At 39.9% G+C, this 19580-nt stretch carries 17 protein-coding genes and 6 pseudogenes; 9 read left to right on the forward strand and 14 right to left on the reverse strand.

Features of this window, described 5'->3' with window-relative positions:
• Positions 1 to 7: 7 nt before the first annotated feature.
• From RCG23_RS06665 to hemE, 5 genes and pseudogenes are all read right to left on the reverse strand, one after another.
• The gene (locus RCG23_RS06665; RefSeq protein WP_308179082.1) at positions 8 to 2209 is read right to left on the reverse strand and encodes a YhgE/Pip domain-containing protein; all 2202 of its coding nucleotides are present in this window, start codon (positions 2207 to 2209) and stop codon (positions 8 to 10) included.
• A 71-nt stretch (positions 2210 to 2280) separates the two neighbouring features.
• On the reverse strand, positions 2281 to 2853 hold the full coding sequence (locus tag RCG23_RS06670; RefSeq protein ID WP_308179985.1) for a TetR/AcrR family transcriptional regulator: 573 nt from the start codon (positions 2851 to 2853) through the stop codon (positions 2281 to 2283).
• 138 nt (positions 2854 to 2991) lie between these two features.
• Positions 2992 to 4427, reverse strand: a pseudogene (gene hemY, locus RCG23_RS06675) (protoporphyrinogen oxidase).
• A 23-nt stretch (positions 4428 to 4450) separates the two neighbouring features.
• Positions 4451 to 5386, reverse strand: a complete 936-nt coding sequence (gene hemH, locus RCG23_RS06680) for a ferrochelatase (protein ID WP_308179083.1) — start codon at positions 5384 to 5386, stop codon at positions 4451 to 4453.
• A 137-nt stretch (positions 5387 to 5523) separates the two neighbouring features.
• Positions 5524 to 6570 (reverse strand): uroporphyrinogen decarboxylase, encoded by a 1047-nt coding sequence (gene hemE / locus RCG23_RS06685; RefSeq protein WP_308179084.1) that lies wholly within the window; start codon positions 6568 to 6570, stop codon positions 5524 to 5526.
• Between the two features lie 276 nt (positions 6571 to 6846).
• On the opposite strand from hemE, the pseudogene RCG23_RS06690 reads away from it, so the two are divergent.
• Positions 6847 to 7353, forward strand: a pseudogene (locus tag RCG23_RS06690) (antibiotic biosynthesis monooxygenase).
• Between the two features lie 303 nt (positions 7354 to 7656).
• Positions 7657 to 9058: pseudogene (locus tag RCG23_RS06695) on the forward strand (hypothetical protein).
• A 44-nt stretch (positions 9059 to 9102) separates the two neighbouring features.
• Here RCG23_RS06695 and RCG23_RS06700 read toward each other — a convergent pair.
• Complete coding sequence (locus RCG23_RS06700; RefSeq protein WP_308179085.1) at positions 9103 to 9384, reverse strand: phosphatase PAP2 family protein; 282 nt, start codon at positions 9382 to 9384, stop codon at positions 9103 to 9105.
• The gene (locus RCG23_RS06705) at positions 9381 to 9746 is read right to left on the reverse strand and encodes a phosphatase PAP2 family protein (protein WP_308179086.1); all 366 of its coding nucleotides are present in this window, start codon (positions 9744 to 9746) and stop codon (positions 9381 to 9383) included. The genes RCG23_RS06700 and RCG23_RS06705 overlap by 4 nt, the downstream gene beginning before the upstream one ends.
• A 126-nt stretch (positions 9747 to 9872) precedes the next feature.
• Here RCG23_RS06705 and RCG23_RS06710 point away from each other — a divergent pair, with 126 nt between their 5' ends.
• The gene (locus RCG23_RS06710) at positions 9873 to 11057 is read left to right on the forward strand and encodes a M20 family metallopeptidase (RefSeq protein WP_308179087.1); all 1185 of its coding nucleotides are present in this window, start codon (positions 9873 to 9875) and stop codon (positions 11055 to 11057) included.
• Positions 11058 to 11063: 6 nt separating this feature from the next.
• Here the strand turns inward: RCG23_RS06710 and RCG23_RS06715 are convergent, their stop codons facing one another.
• The 3 genes and pseudogenes from RCG23_RS06715 to RCG23_RS06730 form a co-directional block, all read right to left on the reverse strand.
• Positions 11064 to 11804, reverse strand: coding sequence for an EcsC family protein (locus tag RCG23_RS06715; protein ID WP_308179088.1), 741 nt, complete (start codon positions 11802 to 11804; stop codon positions 11064 to 11066).
• A 97-nt stretch (positions 11805 to 11901) separates the two neighbouring features.
• Positions 11902 to 13091: pseudogene (locus tag RCG23_RS06725) on the reverse strand (ABC transporter permease).
• Between the two features lie 12 nt (positions 13092 to 13103).
• Positions 13104 to 13844 (reverse strand): ABC transporter ATP-binding protein, encoded by a 741-nt coding sequence (locus RCG23_RS06730; RefSeq protein WP_374049811.1) that lies wholly within the window; start codon positions 13842 to 13844, stop codon positions 13104 to 13106.
• A gap of 617 nt (positions 13845 to 14461) precedes the next feature.
• Here RCG23_RS06730 and RCG23_RS06735 point away from each other — a divergent pair.
• Entirely contained in the window at positions 14462 to 14881 is a 420-nt protein-coding gene (locus RCG23_RS06735; protein ID WP_308179091.1) for an HIT family protein, read from the forward strand.
• A gap of 144 nt (positions 14882 to 15025) precedes the next feature.
• A complete protein-coding gene (locus tag RCG23_RS06740) occupies positions 15026 to 15556 on the forward strand; it encodes a tryptophan transporter (RefSeq protein WP_308179092.1) in 531 nt (176 codons plus the stop codon).
• A gap of 50 nt (positions 15557 to 15606) precedes the next feature.
• Here the strand turns inward: RCG23_RS06740 and RCG23_RS06745 are convergent, their stop codons facing one another.
• Positions 15607 to 15786, reverse strand: a complete 180-nt coding sequence (locus RCG23_RS06745; RefSeq protein WP_308179093.1) for a membrane protein YhzF — start codon at positions 15784 to 15786, stop codon at positions 15607 to 15609.
• A 213-nt stretch (positions 15787 to 15999) separates the two neighbouring features.
• Here RCG23_RS06745 and RCG23_RS06750 point away from each other — a divergent pair, with 213 nt between their 5' ends.
• A complete protein-coding gene (locus RCG23_RS06750) occupies positions 16000 to 16365 on the forward strand; it encodes a YtxH domain-containing protein (RefSeq protein WP_308179094.1) in 366 nt (121 codons plus the stop codon).
• 200 nt (positions 16366 to 16565) lie between these two features.
• Positions 16566 to 17148: pseudogene (locus tag RCG23_RS06755) on the forward strand (HTH-type transcriptional regulator Hpr).
• A 95-nt stretch (positions 17149 to 17243) separates the two neighbouring features.
• Here the strand turns inward: RCG23_RS06755 and RCG23_RS06760 are convergent.
• The gene (locus tag RCG23_RS06760) at positions 17244 to 17579 is read right to left on the reverse strand and encodes a DUF1878 family protein (RefSeq protein ID WP_308179095.1); all 336 of its coding nucleotides are present in this window, start codon (positions 17577 to 17579) and stop codon (positions 17244 to 17246) included.
• 263 nt (positions 17580 to 17842) lie between these two features.
• On the opposite strand from RCG23_RS06760, the gene RCG23_RS06765 reads away from it, so the two are divergent.
• On the forward strand, positions 17843 to 18022 hold the full coding sequence (locus RCG23_RS06765) for a hypothetical protein (protein WP_308179096.1): 180 nt from the start codon (positions 17843 to 17845) through the stop codon (positions 18020 to 18022).
• Positions 18023 to 18076: 54 nt separating this feature from the next.
• Here the strand turns inward: RCG23_RS06765 and RCG23_RS06770 are convergent, their stop codons facing one another.
• On the reverse strand, positions 18077 to 18169 hold the full coding sequence (locus tag RCG23_RS06770) for a YjcZ family sporulation protein (protein WP_308179097.1): 93 nt from the start codon (positions 18167 to 18169) through the stop codon (positions 18077 to 18079).
• A gap of 156 nt (positions 18170 to 18325) precedes the next feature.
• A complete protein-coding gene (locus RCG23_RS06775) occupies positions 18326 to 18409 on the reverse strand; it encodes a YjcZ family sporulation protein (RefSeq protein WP_308179987.1) in 84 nt (27 codons plus the stop codon).
• Positions 18410 to 18643: 234 nt separating this feature from the next.
• Here RCG23_RS06775 and RCG23_RS06780 point away from each other — a divergent pair.
• Positions 18644 to 19512: pseudogene (locus RCG23_RS06780) on the forward strand (peptidylprolyl isomerase).
• The last annotated feature ends 68 nt before the right edge of the window (positions 19513 to 19580 follow it).

Consider the following 19580-nt stretch of genomic DNA (forward strand, 5'->3'; position numbering starts at 1 on the left):
AATCCAATTAATCAGCAAGTGTCCTGAATTGACGTTTATGCTTGAAATTGAAGTATGAGATTGTTCCCAGCGCAAAGGCCAGAATATACACCAGCATAACAGCTATATTCTTCCACATGAATCCGAAGTCTCCGCTAGAAATTACAGCCTTTAAGCCCCTGATAGAATATGTCATCGGCAGGAATGCATTAAAATGCTGAAGGAATTTCGGAATCAATTCAAGCGGGAAGGTGCCGGCACTTGCTGATAATTGCAGAATCAAAATAATAATTGCCAAAAAACGGCCAGGATCCCCAAGCAATGTTACAAGGAACTGCACTAAGGATATAAAAGTCAAGCTTGTAATCATCGTGAATAGAATAAACTTAGGAACACTTTCCACATGCAATCCCAGTCCAGCAAGAAGAATAGCATCAGCTAACAAGGCCTGAACCACACCAATTCCAGCCAATAATGCAAACTTGCTGGCAAACCAGTTAAAACCATTTGCTGGTACTTCAGCAGGCTCACGAAGAGGAAATACAATCGATATCATAAGTGCACCCACAAATAATCCTAGAGATAAGAGATACGGGGACATACCAGTTCCATAGTTAGGAACCTTATTGATCCTTTCAGTCTCTAACTTAACCGGATCGGCCATCATGTTATACGTTTTGCCATTAGCATCTACCTTCGATGCTTTCTTCGCTCCATTGGCCAGTTTATCGGCCAGCTCTTTAGAACCGTCAGAAAGCTCGCTTGTACCGTCTTTTAACTTTTCCGAACCGCTTGCCAATTTACCAGCACCTGATGAGATAGCAGAAGAACCTGATGTAAGCTGTTTCATCCCGCCAGAAAGCTGATTGGATCCTCCAGCAAGCTTATCTGCGCCTGTTTTTGCTTCCCAAAATTTCTGGCCAAATGTTTTCATGCCGGTAGTAAATTCTTTTTCTCCAGCAGCCAAATGAATTGCGCCATTTTCAAGCTGTGTGCTGCCATCAGCCAGCTGAGAAATACCGGCATGAAGCTTTTTCTGTCCTTCATTCAATTCACCAAGCTTGCCTGAAAGCTGGGCTGCCCCCGAAGATAACTGGCCTGCATACCCTGACAGAGTTTCATTGCCTGCTTTTAACTGAGCACTACCGTCTTCCAGTTGTTTTAAACCTGCTGAAAGAGCTGCTTTTTGCTCAGGTGTTAATAATGGCGATTGAAGCAAAGGCTCCAGCTGCGATTTAAGAGTTAGAACACCACTATTCAATTTTCCCGCACCTGCAGCCGCTTCCTGCGATTTCCCCTGCCACTGCTCCAGTTTTTCTGCAATGTCAGTTGCACCTCCCTGGAGCTGCTTTGTTCCGTCAATTATTTCCGGCATCTTTCCATTAATCGACTGCAGACCTTGATTAGACTTGGAAATACCCCTCGCAACCTGATCACTGCCCGTTTGTAATCGGGCAGCAGCAGCTTCTAGCTTGCTATGCCCTATGTGAAGTTGCCCAAGGGCGTTTGCCAAAGACATTGAACCAGAAGCTACCACATTTACTCCTGAATTCGCCTTTTTCATTCCATTGTTAAACTCAATCGATTTTTCAACCAGCTTTGCAAGTCCATTATTAAGCTGTTTTGAACCATCCTTTAACTTCAATGATCCCTCATTTAGTTTTCCTGCTCCGTCGCTTGCTTTTGAAACTCCATCTGTAAGATCGCCGACTTTATCAAATATGGTTTCAGCGTAAGTTTCGGTAATTTTTTCAGAAACCACGGATTTGATTTTTTCAACAGCTTTGCCACCAATCTGGGCAGAAAGAAAATTATAGCTTTCATTCGGAACATATTCTAATTCCAGCTTTCGTGGATTTTTATCCAGCAAAGTTGTTGCATTTTCGGAAAAGTCCTTCGGTATTTCAATTAGCATGTAATCCTTTTGGTTTTTAACATTTTTGTAGCCTTCTTCTTTATCTACAAATTTAAAGTTAAAATCCTTGCTCTTTTTCAATTTTTTCACTAAATCATCGCCAAGATGTAAATCTTCCCCTTCAAATTGGGCACCTTTATCCTGATTTACTACCGCTACTGGCAATTTCGAAAGGTTTCCATAGGGGTTCCAATAGGCCCATAGAAATACTCCACTGTATAGTACGGGTATAAACATGACAGCAATAATAGGTATTAAGAGCTTTTTATTCATTACAATGGCTAAAAACTCTTTCTTCAATAGTCCGTTCTTCACCGATGTTGCCTCCTACTAAATATGACTATTTTGTTCATTTGGTCATTTTTGTCTTAGAACAAAGGATTATCCTATATTGATAATCCCTTAAGGATATAACTTTCAAAAATTTCAGCAATCTCTTCTTTATTCAAGGGCTTGTGATCTTTTTCCCAGTCAAAAATTAGCGACACATAAAGCTTCAGCACAATGAAAGCTGTCAGTTCCGGATCACATTCTTTGATATCTCCATCTTTTATGGCTTTAGAAACCCTTACCATGATGTGTTTAATAATCACCTGTTCAAGCTTCGCTATCACATCCATTACAGCGGGCGTGCCCATTTCCCTGCCCTCCTGGAAAAGCTTAATCGTTAATTGATGCGTAAACCTGAACTCCAAAATACTATAGATGGATCGATGGACGCTTTCATGAAAAGTAAGGGAAGTATTAAATGCCTCGTCAGCAGCTGCCTTCATTTCTTTGATTAGGCTTGAAATAATTTCATCAAACAGTTCATCTTTATTCTTAAAAAAAGTATATATCGTTCCTTTTCCTACGTTCGCAAGCCGTGCAACCTGGTCCATGGTCGTTGCTTTATATCCAAACTGGGAGAAGGATTTCGTTGCTGCTTCAATGATTTGCCGCTTTCGGTCGACTGCCATCATATCACCACTTTCAACTTAACTGACCGTTTGAGAATTTCAGTCATTTTGACCAAACCATTATAACATGCAATTTTCACTAATAACAACAAAACAGGGAAAAATAAAAATTCCTTTTTGATAAAGCAAAAGAAGCTGTTATGAGCGAACAGCTTCTTTTTGGATTTTCAAATAATCGAGGACATGTTTTACAGCCGCCTCACCCTGGTCTATACAATCGGGAAGGCCAATACCTTCATATGAGGCACCTGCTAAAAAGACACCTGGCAATTGTGATTTCATTTCATTTTTAATTGTTTCTATCCGCTGTTTATGCCCTACAGTATATTGAGGCATTGAATTTTTCCAGCGTGAAATGATGGAGAATTCCGGTTCCATCGTGATATTCATGGTTTTCTTCAAATCATCTAAAACAATTTTAATAATCTGATCGTCTGATAGGTCAACAATTGTTTCATCACCAGACCTGCCTACATAGCAGCGAAGGAGAACTTTGCCTTCAGGAGCCGCGTGTGCCCATTTTTTGTGCGTCCATGTACAGGCTGTTATGCTGTAATCATTGTTTCTCGAAACCACAAAGCCGGTACCGTCAATATCATTTTGAATCGCATCTTCAGGGAATGCAAGGGCAACTGTCGCCACTGAAGTCGAAGGCATTTCTTTAAATGGCGCAAAGAAGCCGTATTGGGAAAACATCGACTGTGTTGCCTGATGCGGAACTGCAGCCACTATACTGTCAGCATAAATGGTTTCACCATTGTTTAAATATACTTCATAACTGTTTCCTGATTTTGTAATATTATCTACTTTAAGGCCTTTTAAAATCGCATCTGCATCCAATTTGGCTTCTATCGCTTCTGCGAAGGATTGCAATCCAGATTTAAAGGTTAAAAAGACGCCTTCCTTCTTTCCGCCAGTTTCGGGTTGTTTAGGCTGTGAAGGAGTTGATTTTTTCATTCCTAAAATAAGGCTTCGATATTTTTGTTCAACCTGATAAAACTGTGGAAAAGTCGACATCAAACTTAGTTTGTCGATATCTCCTGCATAAATGCCAGATAGCAGCGGTTCAATTAGGTTTTCAACAACTTCATCGCCCAGTCTTCGTCTGAAAAATTCTCCTAGTGATTTATCCTGTTCCTTGGCTGACTTTGGCAGGATGAAATCGGCGGCTGCCCTTAATTTTCCGGGAAGTGAGAATAAACCTGTAGTAATAAAAGGTGCCATTTCTGTTGGAATTCCCATAATCGATCCGCCTGGCATTGGATGAAGCCTTTCATTGACAAGGACATAAGACTTCCCTGTAGAGTTATGGACTAGTTGATCCGCCATTCCTACTTCACCTGCAAGCTTTGTCATGCTGGTTTTCCTAGCCAGAAAGGAATCTGGCCTCTTTCAATCGTAAATCCATCTCGGACCACGGTCTGCATCTTCCCTCCAAGACGATGTGAAGCTTCAATAAGTTTCACTTCAATGGGAAGATTATTTTCCCGCACTGTTTTTTGGAGATAAAATGCCGTTGTAAGACCAGCTATTCCTCCGCCAATGATCACTACCATTTGTTTTTCTTCCGCCATATAATCACCGCCTTCGCCATTGTTTATTTATTGTTTAATGTTCTTAAAATTACATCCGAGAGGGCATCAATAAATTCTTCCTTCGAATTCGGCATTTCCGGACGGTAATAATTTGCTCCTACCTCATCCGTAACAGCCCTGCACTCATAATCGTTATCGTAAAGAACCTCGAGATGGTCACACACAAAACCGACAGGTGCATACACAAATGCTTTATATTGCTTTTCTTCGTACAAATTCCTTGTAAGGTCCTGTACGTCAGGGCGAAGCCAAGGCTCCGGAGTATTCCCAGCACTTTGCCAGCCAACGGTATACTCTTTAATACCCGCCGCTTCCGCAATTAAATCCGCCGTTTCCCGCAGTTGTTTGGGGTAAGGGTCGCCTGATTGCAGAATTTTCTCCGGGAGGCTGTGGGCGGAAACGATTAGCATTGAATGCTCCTTTTCATCCTGAGGCATCTGCTCATAAACCTGTTTGACTTTATCAGCCCAGTATTGGATGAATTTCGGCTCATCGTACCAGCTTTCAACGGAAGTGATGATTGGCCCGCCTAATTTTTCAGCTTCTTCTTTCGCCCGGCCATTATAAGACTTAACGCTGAAGGTAGAAAAATGAGGTGCCAGCACAATACTGACCGCTTCCTCGATGCCATCTTCATGCATTTGTTTTACTGCATCTTCTATAAATGGGTCAATATGTTTTAATCCAAGATACATCTTAAATTCAATTTCATCCTGTACACTGTTTAAACGCTGTTCTAATTTTTCTGCCTGGTCGAGTGTTATTTTTGCAAGCGGAGAGATTCCTCCAATTGCTTCATAACGGCCTCTCAACTCATCAATCATCTCGTCTGAAGGCTTTCTTCCATGCCGAATATGAGTATAATAACGTTCCAAATCTTCAATCTTATATGGTGTCCCGTATGCCATTACTAGCAGGCCCATTTTTTTCTTTATCATGCCCTACACCTCATTATTAAATCTCTCAACCGAACTCTGCCGCAGCAAATTATATACCATCGGCAGTTACCCTTATTGTATTGTGCCAAAAAAACAACACAGATACCATTTTAAATGCTCAATGGTATATCCGGTGTTTAACGGTTCATTTTAGAAGCTGAGTACTCGTGGATAAAAGTTGTTAATTTCTTCAGCATCTCAGGGTTAACCTGAGGGAAAACACCATGTCCGAGGTTAAAAATATAGCCCGGCTGTGCCATACCTTGATCCAATATGGCTTTTGCCTTCTCTTCAATTACTTCCCAAGGCGCTAACAGGATAGCAGGGTCAAGATTTCCCTGGACCGTTTTATTAATGCCCATTTCTCTTGCCTGCTGAATTGGAAGCCTCCAATCCAAACCTACAACATCCAGCGGAAGATCGTTCCATTCTAATGCTAAATGACTCGCTCCTACACCAAACATGATTAAAGGAACATTTTCCTCCTTAAGGGAAGAGAATATTCTTTGCATCACAGGCTTAATAAAGTATCGGTAATCTTCGACATTCAAAGCCCCCACCCAGGAATCGAAGATCTGAATCGCTTTTGCTCCAGCTTTAATTTGTGCCTTTACGTATGTAATTGTCATATCAGCCAGTTTATCCATCAAAGCGAACCATGCTTTCGGTTCAGTGTACATAAATGCCTTTGTTTTATTGTAGTTTCTGGACGGACCGCCTTCAATCATATAGCTTGCTATCGTGAACGGCGCACCAGAGAATCCAATCAGTGGGACAGACAATTGTTCCTCTGTCAAAATTTTAATTGTTTCAAGAACGTATGGTATATCTTCTTCCGGAGTGATTTCACCTAGCTTTTCAACATCCGCAAGCGATTTAATGGGATTGGAGATAACAGGACCGATGCCCGACTTAATTTCAACGTCCACACCTAATGCAGGCAGGGGAGTCATAATATCTTTATATAAAATAGCCGCATCAACGTTATATTGATCAACGGGCAGTTTGGTAACATATGCACAGAGTTCTGGCTGATGTGTGATTTCGAAAAGGGAGTACTTTTCTTTAATCTCCCTGTATTCAGGCTGTGAACGCCCTGCCTGCCGCATATACCACACTGGAGTGTAATCCGTCTTTTCACCTCTGGCTGCTTTTAAAAATGTTTCATTGATAGTTCTCGTCATTAAGATAGTCCACCTTTCAAGAGCATGTCTGTTTTCCATTTTAATATATACACGTTAAAAATAGAAACTAATATTCTATCTGGACACAAATATACTGTCTTCACTATATCGATTAATACAATTGGTGTATAGACAACAGGGGCAAGTGTCAAAAAATAGTCGTATTTTTGTTTTCATTGCTGTAAAAAATGGCTATAAAGACATAGAAGAGGACAAAGTGTTTTTAATTCCCATAAAGGGTATAGCTTTAATAAAAAAACAGGGGTGTGAATGACAATGAATATTTATATGACAACCGGCACTTATGATTTTCTCCACAACATCGAACTTGAACATTCCGAAGAAAAAATGGTGATCATGCAAAACGCCGAAGGTTCATTATTATTGCACGAAACAAATGGGGAATCTTTTTTCAAATCACCACGGAAGTATGAAGTAATTGATTCCGCAGGTGATTTTGCAAGGCTGCTTTCGTGGTTATGAACAATGTACCAGTAACCCAGGAGGGAAGGCCATTGTTTGAGCACCGCATTAGCAGCCGTGCCCGAATGATAGAAGCAGAACCAGGATTCCTGGCCATCAGGGTTCTCCGTCCACTTTCCACTGATACCTATGTCACTCTTACGGTCTGGGAAAATGACGAGGCCTTTCCTTAAATGGCAAAATTCAAAGGCGTATGAAAAAGCCCATGAGAAAAGGGGAACCGAGCAGGGAATTGACACCCAGCCGAATATTTTCTCCAGTGCTCCGTATGTAACAAAGTATACAATTCCCGAAGAATAAAGAAAACTCGCCGATTGGCGAGCCATTAAAGGCGAAGACAGAGGCCTAGTTGCCCTTATGCGCGATAGGAAAGTATAAACTTTCGAAAGTTTATACTTTCCTATTAGCTAAAAAATTATGGGGCCGATTTTTTGGTCCTCTTTTTATGTGATATTTTTGTTATTCTCTGATCCCTGGTTCAGCATTTTCCATACACAAAATTTCCTATAAGCTCTCACCTCTTGTAGGGTCTCTCATATCCTGTATTACATCCACAGGGCAAATACCCATGCCCACCCTGGATGAAAGGAAGGGAGCCTTTTTATGATTGTGGAGCTTACAGCTCTCCATTGGATTTATGTCGTATTTATCGCACTCATTATTGGCTTTATGGTAATGAGAAGGGATACAACCCTCGTTTGTATCGCAGGAATCTTCTTAATCGCAATAACGGCAACAGGATCATTAAGCGGTTCTGTCAGCAGCATTTTCAATAGTTTCATATATGCAATAACTGAGCTTTTATCTACTATCCTTGTTATTTCCATTATTGTTGCGATGAGCCGAACCTTGACTTCGACAGGGATTAACGATGTAATGATTTCCCCCTTCACAAAATTAATCCGCAACCCCACTCTCGCCTATTGGACTATTGGGATTTTAATGATGGTCATTTCCTGGTTTTTCTGGCCGTCCCCAGCAGTTGCATTACTTGGTGCCGTGCTTCTTCCGGTTGCAATGAGGGCTGCGCCTCCCGGCGCTCGGCGTTGCGATGGCAATGAACCTGTTCGGACATGGGATTGCCTTATCTGGGGATTTTATCATCCAAGCTGCTCCAAAGCTGACAGCTGATGCTGCCGGCCTACCCGTGAAGGATGTTATTGCAGCGAGCGTCCCACTTGTATTTATCATGGGGATTGTCACAACTCTGACAGCCTTCTATTTTTTAAAAAGAGATTTAAAGCGTGGTACATTGCAATCCGCTCCATCAGCCCTTCCGGTTGAGACGAGTGAGGGTGATGCCGGTCAGCCTGACTTGCTTACACAGGCTCAAAAGCGTTTCTTCGCCCTTTTTGTTCCTCTTTTATTTGCGATAGATGTTGCCGCCATGTATATTCTTGATTTGCAGGGTGGAGATGCGACTTCATTGATTGGCGGAACCTCTATCCTCATTTTGTTAACGATTACAATCGCTGCCCATAAAAACAAAGGCCTCGAACAAACCACCCACTATTTAATAGAAGGTTTTCAATTTGGTTTTAAGGTATTCGCGCCTGTAATTCCGATTGCCGCCTTTTTCTATCTGGGCGATGCAGGCTTCACAAAAATCATCGGTGATTTCCTTCCAAAGGGTTCTCAAGGCATCGTGAATGATTTAGGCGTCGCCTTGGCTTCCGTTGTGCCTTTAAGCAAAGCAGTCGGAGCAGTAACCTTGACAGCTGTTGGCGCTATTACTGGACTGGATGGATCAGGATTTTCGGGCATCTCACTGGCTGGTTCAATCGCGCACCTCTTTGCCGTTTCAATTGGTAAAGGTGCTGCGACATTGACAGCTCTTGGACAGATTGCAGCCATTTGGGTAGGTGGTGGTACCCTCGTTCCATGGGCGCTCATACCTGCCGCGGCTATCTGTAATGTCGATCCCTTCGAGCTTGCCAGAAGAAACCTTCTTCCTGTCACAATTGGACTCGTCGTTACCACCATTGCGGCTATGTTTATCATATAAGGAAGAACAAATTAAAGAGGCGGTTCATTGAACCACCTCCTTTTCTATGCCCGCTTTTTTTCTCTTTTTTTGAAAAAATTATAAAAGAAAATCCATAAATACACCCATATATATCCCAGTGCAAATCCACCGATTACATCAGATGGGTAGTGGACTTGCAAGATGATCCGGCTTAAGCCAATCAGAAAAAGCAGCACGCCGATTACTATTCCAATTATTAGTTTGGCTGTTTTCCCCCTGCATTCCCGAATAAGGAAATAGGCGATAAAAAAGTAGAGGATCATTCCGACCATTGCATGTCCGCTTGGAAAGCTGTAGCTTTTCACCTCCACCAGGTGCTCAAGGTCGGCCTTGGACGAGCAATAAAGTCCTTTAGCCATTTACTCACTTCATTGCCCAATGCGACCGCAAGCGCCATGGCGGCCATGCCGGTAAAGTCCCGTTTGCGGATTAGCAGCCATACCAGCATTAACAAAGCAATAATCCCGATTCCTATTTTTTCTCCTAAAGCTGTCAAAACGATAAAAAACGGATGCAAATAGCTTGGAACCCCTGAAAATAACGCGGTAATTTTTCCATCAATCCATAATGCTTTACCGCTATTCACTTCAATAATTAATACTACTGAAATTAATATTGCCAGACATAAAAATATAAATGATAGCTTCCCCTTATTCCTTAACTCCATCTCCTTAATCTTTCCCTTCCATACTCAAAATCTTATATAGTATAGAAAAATATTATGCAAAAATCCACTTCATTAGGATAAAGAGTGTTAAAATAGTTAGAAAAAATAAAAAACGGAGGGATTCATATGATTAATGAATTTTTAGAGGCTCTCAATGATCAATATAATGAAATGGTTGCAATTCGCCGTTATCTTCACCAGCATCCTGAATTGTCCTTCAAGGAAGTCAATACAGCCAAATACATAAAGTCCTTTTATGAGGAACTCGGAATTGAAGTAAGAGGAAACGTTGGCGGAAACGGGGTAGTCGCAAAGGTATACGGCAAAAACCCTGGTAAAACAGTTGCCTTAAGAGCTGATTTCGATGCCCTCCCGATACAGGATGAGAAGGATGTCCCTTACCGTTCAACCGTTCCGGGCATCATGCATGCCTGCGGACATGACGGCCATACAGCCACTCTTCTCGTATTAGCTAGGACACTTAATGAATGGAAGGAACAGCTCGCTGGCACTTTCGTTTTTATCCACCAGCATGCGGAGGAATATGCACCTGGAGGAGCTGTAACGATGATCGAAGATGGATGTCTGGATGGTGTGGATGCCATTTTCGGCACCCATTTGTGGGCATCTGAACCGACTGGCAAAATTCAATATCGAAAGCTGCCGATCATGGCAGCTGCAGACCGGTTTGTGATTACGGTTCAGGGTAAAGGCGGCCACGGTGCACAGCCGCATAAGACGAAGGATGCCATTGTCATCGCTTCACAGCTTGTCCTAAACTTACAGCAGATTGTCAGCAGAAGGGTTAGCCCGGTTGATTCAGCGGTAGTGACTATCGGTTCCTTTACAGCTGAAAATGCCTTTAATGTCATTGCGGATAAAGCCAAGCTTGTTGGAACCGTCAGGACCTTCAATGAAAACACACGAGCATTTATAGAAGAAGAAATAGAAAAAATCACTTATGGAACATGCTTCACATCCGGCAGCACCTTTGAATACGATTATGTTAAAGGATATCCTGCTGTTGTGAACCATTCAGCCGAAACAGACTTCCTGATTTCTTGCGCCAACAAAATATCTGAAGTGAATTCGGTGGAAGAAACGGAACCAGATATGGGCGGCGAGGATTTTGCCTATTATCTTCAAAAAGTGCCAGGCACTTTCTTTTTCACAGGTGCGAGGCCCACGGATGCCGAAACAGCTTATCCACACCACCATCCAAGATTTGATATCGATGAAAATGCGATGCTTGTTGCGGCAAAAACACTCGCCAGAGCAGCTATCACATATAACGTAAAAACAGAGGTCTAATCCTTATTACCCCCGTGAGCCGTTTAATCGGCGGGGGCTTTCATTTAAAATCCGCAAACGGTAAGCGTTCATGGCTGTTTCACCTAAATGCTTTAGAAGATTATTATTGGCATATGCTCCGACAAACGCACCTATTCCAGGGACAAGCTGCAGCATTTTAGCCAGGTCAATATAATCCCGATATTCCTGTTGAAACCTTTTCCAGTCCAACTCTTCTATTTGTTCTCTTTTATGCTCCCAATTCTCAATGATCTCAAAAGTTTCATTCCTTGTTTCATCACTTGAAAAAGCCAATTTAAATACATGCAAAATAAATAGCCTCTCACTATATTCTTTTGTATCAAAACCATAAACTGCAGCAAGCTCAAAAAGCGATTTTATTTTTATAGTAAGCAGCAATGGAAAATCGGCAAGACCAACTAGGATTCCCCCCGCGCCTGTTCCTGCACCTTCAATTACTGCCGTTTTCTGATAGAAGGAAATTTTTTTTCGTGCCAGTTCATCCCTTTCAGCCAGCGGCAGCTCTAAGGGCTGCTTTTTACTGCTCGTTAACTGAGAACCGAATAAAGTAGCTTTTACCATCCCTTTAATGCTCTCGGTCATGACTGTATGAATTTTTTCGGGAATGATTCCATTAATTTTCCCCTGTGCTTTTTTGGACATCCGTGTTACAAACCCTGATCTTTTTGTTATTTTCTGCTTCCAAGCAGCAAGTTCCTCATATACCTTTAATTCGTATTCATTCATATTTCCCCAACCTTTTTCACTTGTTTATGTATTTAATACGATAACCAAGCAGATTATGTTTCAAAAAAGCCCTCTTTCAGTCGAAAGAGGACCTCCTTTAGCCTTTTACCCTTTTTTTGCTGTAAATAAAGACAAAATAATAAATAAACCCAACCCCTGCAAGTAACGAGATAACCCCTGCAGTCCATTGTCCTTTTATTAACATTAATGCTGTAAAAATAACTGCCTGCAAGCTAAGAACAATGACCATTAAAAAGAAAAATGCAGCTTCCTTATTTTTTTCGGCAACCGGATACAAGTCTACCCATAGTTTATTTTGATGGTGGTTCCATAACGGCAGGAGCTGAAATCCAGTTAAATACAAAAATAAAATGGCAAGGAGCAGCTGGCCCATCCAAAAGACAGAAAATAAATGGCAATACTGCCGATCACTGTTAATCGGATAAATAGGCCTAAATAATCTCCTGCCCTCATAAATGTTCTGGAAAATAAGTATATAAAGGTATTTTCAGCTGAGAAGGAGATATTATCCAGGAAAACATCAAGCCATTTTCTTCTCCTTACAGCATCCTTTAGTTTCGGTACATCGGTAAATAAATTGGCCAAACGATAGAACGAAGCCATTCTTTTTTCTTCTTCTGCGATTAATACATCCCATTTCAACCCTTTTTCACGGGATTTCGAATAAAAAAACCAATAATATAAAGCAAGAACTATAAAAATAACCGCAAAATAGAGCAGATTAGCTTGTCTAAAAAGGAGATAGGCAAAGGCGCCGTTGACAAAAAAACGAACAGCCATATCACTGAAATGAACTGAACGGTCTACGTCATACTGAACCCTCCATCTTACCGCCAAGTTCCATCCTTTCAGCACGAGTAAAGCAGCAAAAAAGGGAAGAAAAACATGGAATCCCTGCCTGCTTACCTGTACATATAATGGCATTAATGCTGCAAGGACCATCAAAAGGATATAACCCTGATAAATAAGGCTGACAATTCCCGAGCGAAAGAAATAACCACTCAGTTTATTTTCCAGCGGAAGCAGAAAAACTCTGTCCGCATCTAAAAGAAAATTGTACACCGGACTATACGTCAATAGGATACCCATTATGACAGCCATCAGCAGCTCAGCCGGAAAGTCGGGGGAAAGTCCCTTGACCCACTCCTGATAATAGAAAGCAGCTGCACTAATTAGAAAAAGCAGGACTACAACAAGGTGGCCATTAAATATGTAACGGAGGTACCTTCCTAAATCCTTGGCCTTCGGCAGGAACGGTCCTTCCAAAGTTTTTGGGCATCAAACATAATTTTCTTCCTTTGTCAGCTGAATATAAAGGTCGTCAAGCGTGGCTCCTGGCATTGAAAATTGCTGTCTCAGTTCTTCTAGATTTCCTTTTGCACGAATTCTTCCTTCATGCAAAATAATGAAGCTGTCACAGTATCTTTCTGCAGTTGCTAAAATATGGGTCGACATTAAAATGCCCGCACCATTTTCCTTCATCTTTTTCATTAAATCAAGCAAGGATTGAATACCCAACGGGTCAAGCCCCACAAACGGTTCATCGACAATATAAAGAGAGGGCTGAACGAGAAAAGCACACATAATCATCACCTTTTGCTTCATTCCCTTTGAAAAATGGGCAGGAAACCATTTTAGTCTCTTTTCCATTCGGAACTCCGTCAATAGCTTTTCAACCCGTTCTTTATATGTCACCTGGTCTAGTCCATACGCCATGGCAGTCAATTTCAAATGTTCTTCCAGCGTCAGTTCATCATATAAAATCGGAGTCTCAGGGATAAAGGTAAACTGTTTTCTGTAGGCTTCCTTATCCTCTGCAATTCTACGGCCCTTTAGCTTTATTTCTCCGCTTTGCGGCTCCATTAACCCGATAATATGCTTGATCGTCGTGCTCTTTCCTGCTCCATTTAAGCCGATTAAGCCGACAATTTCCCTTTCATTCACTTCAAATGAAACTTCCTTCAGTACAGGATTTCTTGTATATCCTCCTGTCAGGTCCTGAATTGTCAATAAAGACATAATAACAACGCCTTTCCCAGCAGTTTATTTCATTCCCTCTTGTGAGACCTCTAAAGTAAAAATCCCTAGCCTCATGTATGATTTATTTTATTTTAACAAATTTAAAGTTCATGTGCATATTAGCTCCTGAAACGGACATCATAATTTATGTAGAGGAAACAACCTTTAGATGATGAAAATCATCAAAATTGAAAATGAGGTGTCTATCGCAGACAATAATCATTCAATTGAAGCAGCTTCAAAACGTTTCTAATAAGGGGATGGTTGTTTTGCACAAAGTGCCATGTAACCAGTTCAAACAACACCGTACCGTATAACGGCATTTACTATAATTGAAAATGAGGTGTTTGTTAAAGACCTATCATTCCGCTTTATATGTTGAGAAACCTATAAAGACTAAATAAGGGGATGGTCAGCTTGAACAAAGTCCACTCTTTAAATGAACACTAATCATCTTAAAAAAATGAGGTGTTTATCAAAGAGCATTCCTGAACGAACGTACCAATAGAAGCATTTCCTCTACAGAGGGCAGGATTCCATGCGGATCCTGTCTTTCTTTTTCTTTCTTTAAGCCACTGTGTTAAACTATTTTTAAAAAAGAAAGGCAGTGGAATGGAATGAATGATTGCATTTTCTGCAAGATTGTTAAAGGAGAAATCCCGGCAGCGAAGGTTTTTGAAAATGAACATGTTGTGGCATTTTTAGATATCAGCCAAGTTACAAAAGGACATACTTTAGTCATTCCAAAGATACATAAAGAAAATATTTATGAACTTACCCCAGAAATTGCCCGAAATATTTATGAATCTGTTCCAGCGATTGCTTCAGCCCTTAAGGAAGAATACGATCCAATCGGCTTAAACACGATTAATAACAATGGCGAGCATGCCGGCCAGTCCGTATTTCATTTTCATTTGCACCTTATTCCGCGCTACGGTAAAGGAGACGGATTTGGAGCCGTATGGAAGAATAATCAAAGTGAGTATTCTTCACTTGATCTTCAAGAAATGGCTGCAAATATCAGTAAACACCTGTAATTTTATATATTAAAAATTGGAAGCATTTTATTGTTTTCATTATTAATGCTTATGTTATAATTGGTGTAAGTTTTTCGCTGCAGGCATATAGGGCACTGCAGGAGGAACCAAATTGCTTAGTTGAGCAGAGGAGAGATGAGACAAATGAATACGAAAAATCTTGTGGCACTGTCCCTATTAATTGGGATGGGTACTGTACTTCACGCTGTCATTCCGAATATTGTTCTTGGAATGAAGCCGGACATGATGTTAACGATGATGTTTTTAGGGATTACTCTTTTTCCAGATAAGAAAAGTGTTTGTCTTCTTGCGATTGTCAGTGGGGTAATATCCGGACTGACATCAACCTTTCCTGGCGGATTGATTCCTAATATGATCGATAAACCGGTAACAGCTGCATTATTTTTGTTATTGTTCCTTGCCTTTAAGAAGTATCAAACTTCACTCGTGGGAGTCGGTGTTTTAACTGCAATCGGAACAGTCATATCTGGTAGCGTGTTTTTAACATCTGCCTACTATATCGTAGGGCTTCCGGGTCCATTTACCGCATTATTTGCTGGAGTAGTACTTCCAGCCGCAGCATTAAATACTGCAGCAATGGTTATTTTATACCCTATTGCTTTGTCAGTAGTTAAGCGGACAAAATTAAATGCTCCTACCGTTGTAAGTAAATAATATAATGAAACCAGCCTGCTTAACTCAAAGCAGCTTTACTTTTTGTATTTTTATAGGCTAAACAGTAGCCAGCCTGCAAAAAGAAACAGTAATCCTCCACCTGCTAATGCAGCAATCTTTTTCTTTAATACTTGCTTTGGAGGATAAACGCCGGATCTTTGGTGAACAAGAAAAAAACGTATAGCTCCAAAAAATAACACCCCACTGAGTGAAAATAAAATGATTGCCATTCTGTTCACTCTCTTCTCCCCTTCCGCAGCCTCAAAAATTCAAATTGTTAATACCATACATATGTTTTATTAAGACAGCCTATGAACATGTATGGTTTAAGCTGATAAATAATGTGATAATAGAGTATTAAATGTTTTTAGAATAGAGAAAGGGATTCATTCTTTGTGTGTAGAATGTTGTACTATAGAATGAAGAGGACGAGGTGACAGGCCATGAAAATAAAACACTTTTTATATGGGTTTGCTATAGGAGGATTAGCAGCAGGAATAAGCACACTGCTTTCCGCTCCGAAATCTGGAAAGGAAACAAGAGCAGCTTTAAAAGAGAATACTGATCTATGGAAAGAACAACTTGCTGATTTAAAAAATAGCCTGATTGAATTAAAGGATGCTTCCATGAATGCTTCCAAGGAGGCAAGAATCCATACCTCCAATTTCCTGAGGGAAACGCAAACTTCCATTACCAATTGGAAAGCAGACATACTTCCCCATCAGGATGAACTTAAACAGGAAATCACTGAGATAGAAACAACAATTCAGCAACTCGAAGCAAATCTTTCCGATCAAACCAAAATTTAATCCACTACAAAAAAAATCCTTCTTTTGTGAAAGTACAAAAGAAGGATTTTTATGTAAATAAATCGTATAATACTGTTAATATAGAGAATTGAGCAATTTTTATAGTAATTTCTAAAAATTTTGCAAATTTATATCTTTATTAATTTTTACTTTATTGGCATAATGTTAATAGAGAAATAAAAAAGTAGGTGAAAATGGGGATGTCAGAAAAACAATATTCTATGAAAGAAGCGATGCTATTTAGCCAAAGGATTGCCCAATTAAGCAAGGCTTTATGGAAATCGATTGAAAAGGACTGGCAACAGTGGATAAAGCCGTTTGACCTAAATATCAACGAGCATCATATCCTTTGGATTGCCTATCATCTTAACGGAGCCTCAATTTCAGACGTCGCCAAGTTCGGCGTAATGCATGTATCAACAGCTTTTAATTTTTCAAAAAAGTTAGAAGAAAAGGCCTGCTTAACTTTTCAAAAAAGAGAACGATAAACGCAATACGTATATCTGCCTTACTCCTGAAGGCGAGAAAATACTCCTTGATTTAATGGAAACCTATGAACCTGAAGACAATTCTGTATTTTCAGGTGCTCTTCCTTTGCGGGATTTATACGGGAAGTTTCCAGATATCATCGAAATGATGGCAATCGTCCGTAACATTTATGGGGATGATTTCATGGAGATTTTTGAACGTTCATTTCATAACATTGAAAGCGAGTTTACTGAGAAAGATGGAAAGCTAAAAAAAGCCATTTCCAATGAAGTAATTGGAGCTACAGAGGCTTAGAGTATTTAAGCAAATTCGCTTTTTAAGCTATTTTTGCCGCAGTTTATGCGTTTAAGAATTTAAAATGCATAATGTCTCAGATATTCAGCAAGCTTTCAAATGTATTTCTTAAATTCGCGCATTAGCGGCACAAAAAGATCCTGCTTTAGACATGCATCAATTGCTTCTTTTGCTTGTATATTTGCGGGAAGAGCCTGAATAAACTCATTAAAAAGCGGATGATAATAAACAAACCCTTCCGCTTTTTGTTCTTCCAGCTGATTGCTCAGTTTGTCACAATACCCCAAAAAACTATTTACCTTCTGTTCATTTAGACCTTTTTCAATGATTAATTTATTAAAAGGAAAGGTTTGTGGCGCCAGCATTTCCAGCATCAATTTTTGATGGTATTCCAATAGTTGTATTTTCTTTATAAGGTCTTGCATATTCATTAAATTATCCCCGTTTCAATCTTTTCTTATTATCTCTTAAGTACATTATTTACCTAATCCCCTTTCAGGTAAACAACTTTTATGCATGGCATCATTTCATTTGATCATAATAAAGATCAGAAATTACGTAGGTCAAGGTATATAGATACTGACTCTTTTTTACTATCTTTTTTCATGAATATTTGTTATTGTATTAAACATAAAGTTTTTAATCTCGAATTAAAAAGAAAATATGAATCTATGCCAAAGGGAGGGATTCGTTGATGATCTCCATTTTTATTGTGTTTGCTATTTTTATTTTGTTTTATGTGAATAAGATGACCTATTCCCTTTGCATTCAAAAGGAAATCCCTGATGAACGGCAGCCAAAGGTATTCAGGACAATAAATGTGCTTATTACCATTTTACTTATTTCCTCATATGTGGAAATTTTATTTACCTAAAACTACATAAAAATAAACAAGCGATGAGATTTCTCATCGCTTTTCCTTTACTTATTAGTACACCCAGGAAGCTCCTATAATAACCAAAAGGATAAAGAGGACTACAATTAACGCAAATCCTCCTCCGAAACCAAATCCGCCAGACATATATCTTCCTCCTTTCTATTTAGGGGTATATGGAGGCGGGCTGCCCCCATGCCCTTTTAAGCTAATCAGAACTATTTACTATTCTGATTGCGTAAGCGCAACTGAATCATTAAAGGCGCCTTAAGGCTCGACAATAGCAGTCGAGTTATCTTTACACTATAGCCATGACGCACCCACAATGATTAACAAAATGAAGAGCACAACGATTAGTGCAAATCCCCCACCGAATCCGTGACCCATAATAACACCCCCTTTTGAGCTGCTACCCTATACTATTCAACTCGGTATTTTTGCGAATAGGCTATTTACCTATAAAAATCCTTTTTTTAATTAATCTGTATTTCCTGCAGAAATGTCTGCAAAAAGGATTCGGAAAATTTTTCGGCATATTTTTTGCACATAAATCCATTTGTGTTATAGTAAAGGTTGTGGATAAGAATCCCACAAGAATTCACTGTTTAGGAGAGGTTCAGCATGAAAAAATGGATATTAGCCCTTACATTAGCTGGCGGGGTTATTGCTTTAAGTGCTTGCAACAATCAAAATGGAACAGATACGGTAGCAGAAAGTAAATCCGGAAATGTAACAAAGGACGAGCTATACCAGGCAATGAAGGAAAAATACGGCGAACAGACCCTCCAGGAACTTCTTAACGAAAAGGTCCTTTCAAAAAAATATAAAGTAACGGACGCAGAAGTTAATCAAAAAGTGGATGAAATTAAAGGTCAAGCCGGAGCAAATTTTCAAATGCTTCTAATGCAGAATAATATTAAAGACGAAAAAGAGTTAAAGAAAATTATTAAAAGCCAGCTTCTTATGGAAAAAGCGGCTTCAAAGGATGTAAAAGTTACAGACAAGGAATTAAAGCAGTATTACGATAACTATAAGCCTGAAATCAAGGCGCGCCACATCCTAGTAAAGGATGAAAAGACTGCACTTGAAGTCAAGAAAAAACTTGATTCAGGTGAGAAATTTGAAGACCTTGCTAAAAAGTATTCAACAGACACAGGCTCAGCCCAAAACGGTGGTGACCTTGGCTGGTTTGGTCCTGGCAAAATGGTTCCTGATTTCGATAAAGCTGCATTTGCTTTAAAAGTTAATGAAATCAGTGCACCAGTTAAATCTGAATATGGCTACCATATTATCCAAGTAACTGAGAAAAAGAGAAAAAATCTTTTGACCAAATGAAGAAGCAAATGGAAGAAGAAGTAAAAGCTTCAAAACTTTCTGGCGATGTGATCAACAAAGCCATGAAGCGTGAACTTAAGGATGCCGATGTAAAAATTAAGGACAAGGATTTAAAAGGTGTTCTTGATGAAAAAGCAGCAGCACCACAACAATAATTAAAACACGAAGAGGAGTAGCCCATTGGGCTACTCCTCTTTTTACCAGCTAATTTTTATCCTCTTCC

Origin of the sequence: Neobacillus sp. PS3-34 (genome assembly GCF_030915465.1) — a bacterium.
Lineage (GTDB): Bacteria > Bacillota > Bacilli > Bacillales > Cytobacillaceae > Neobacillus_A.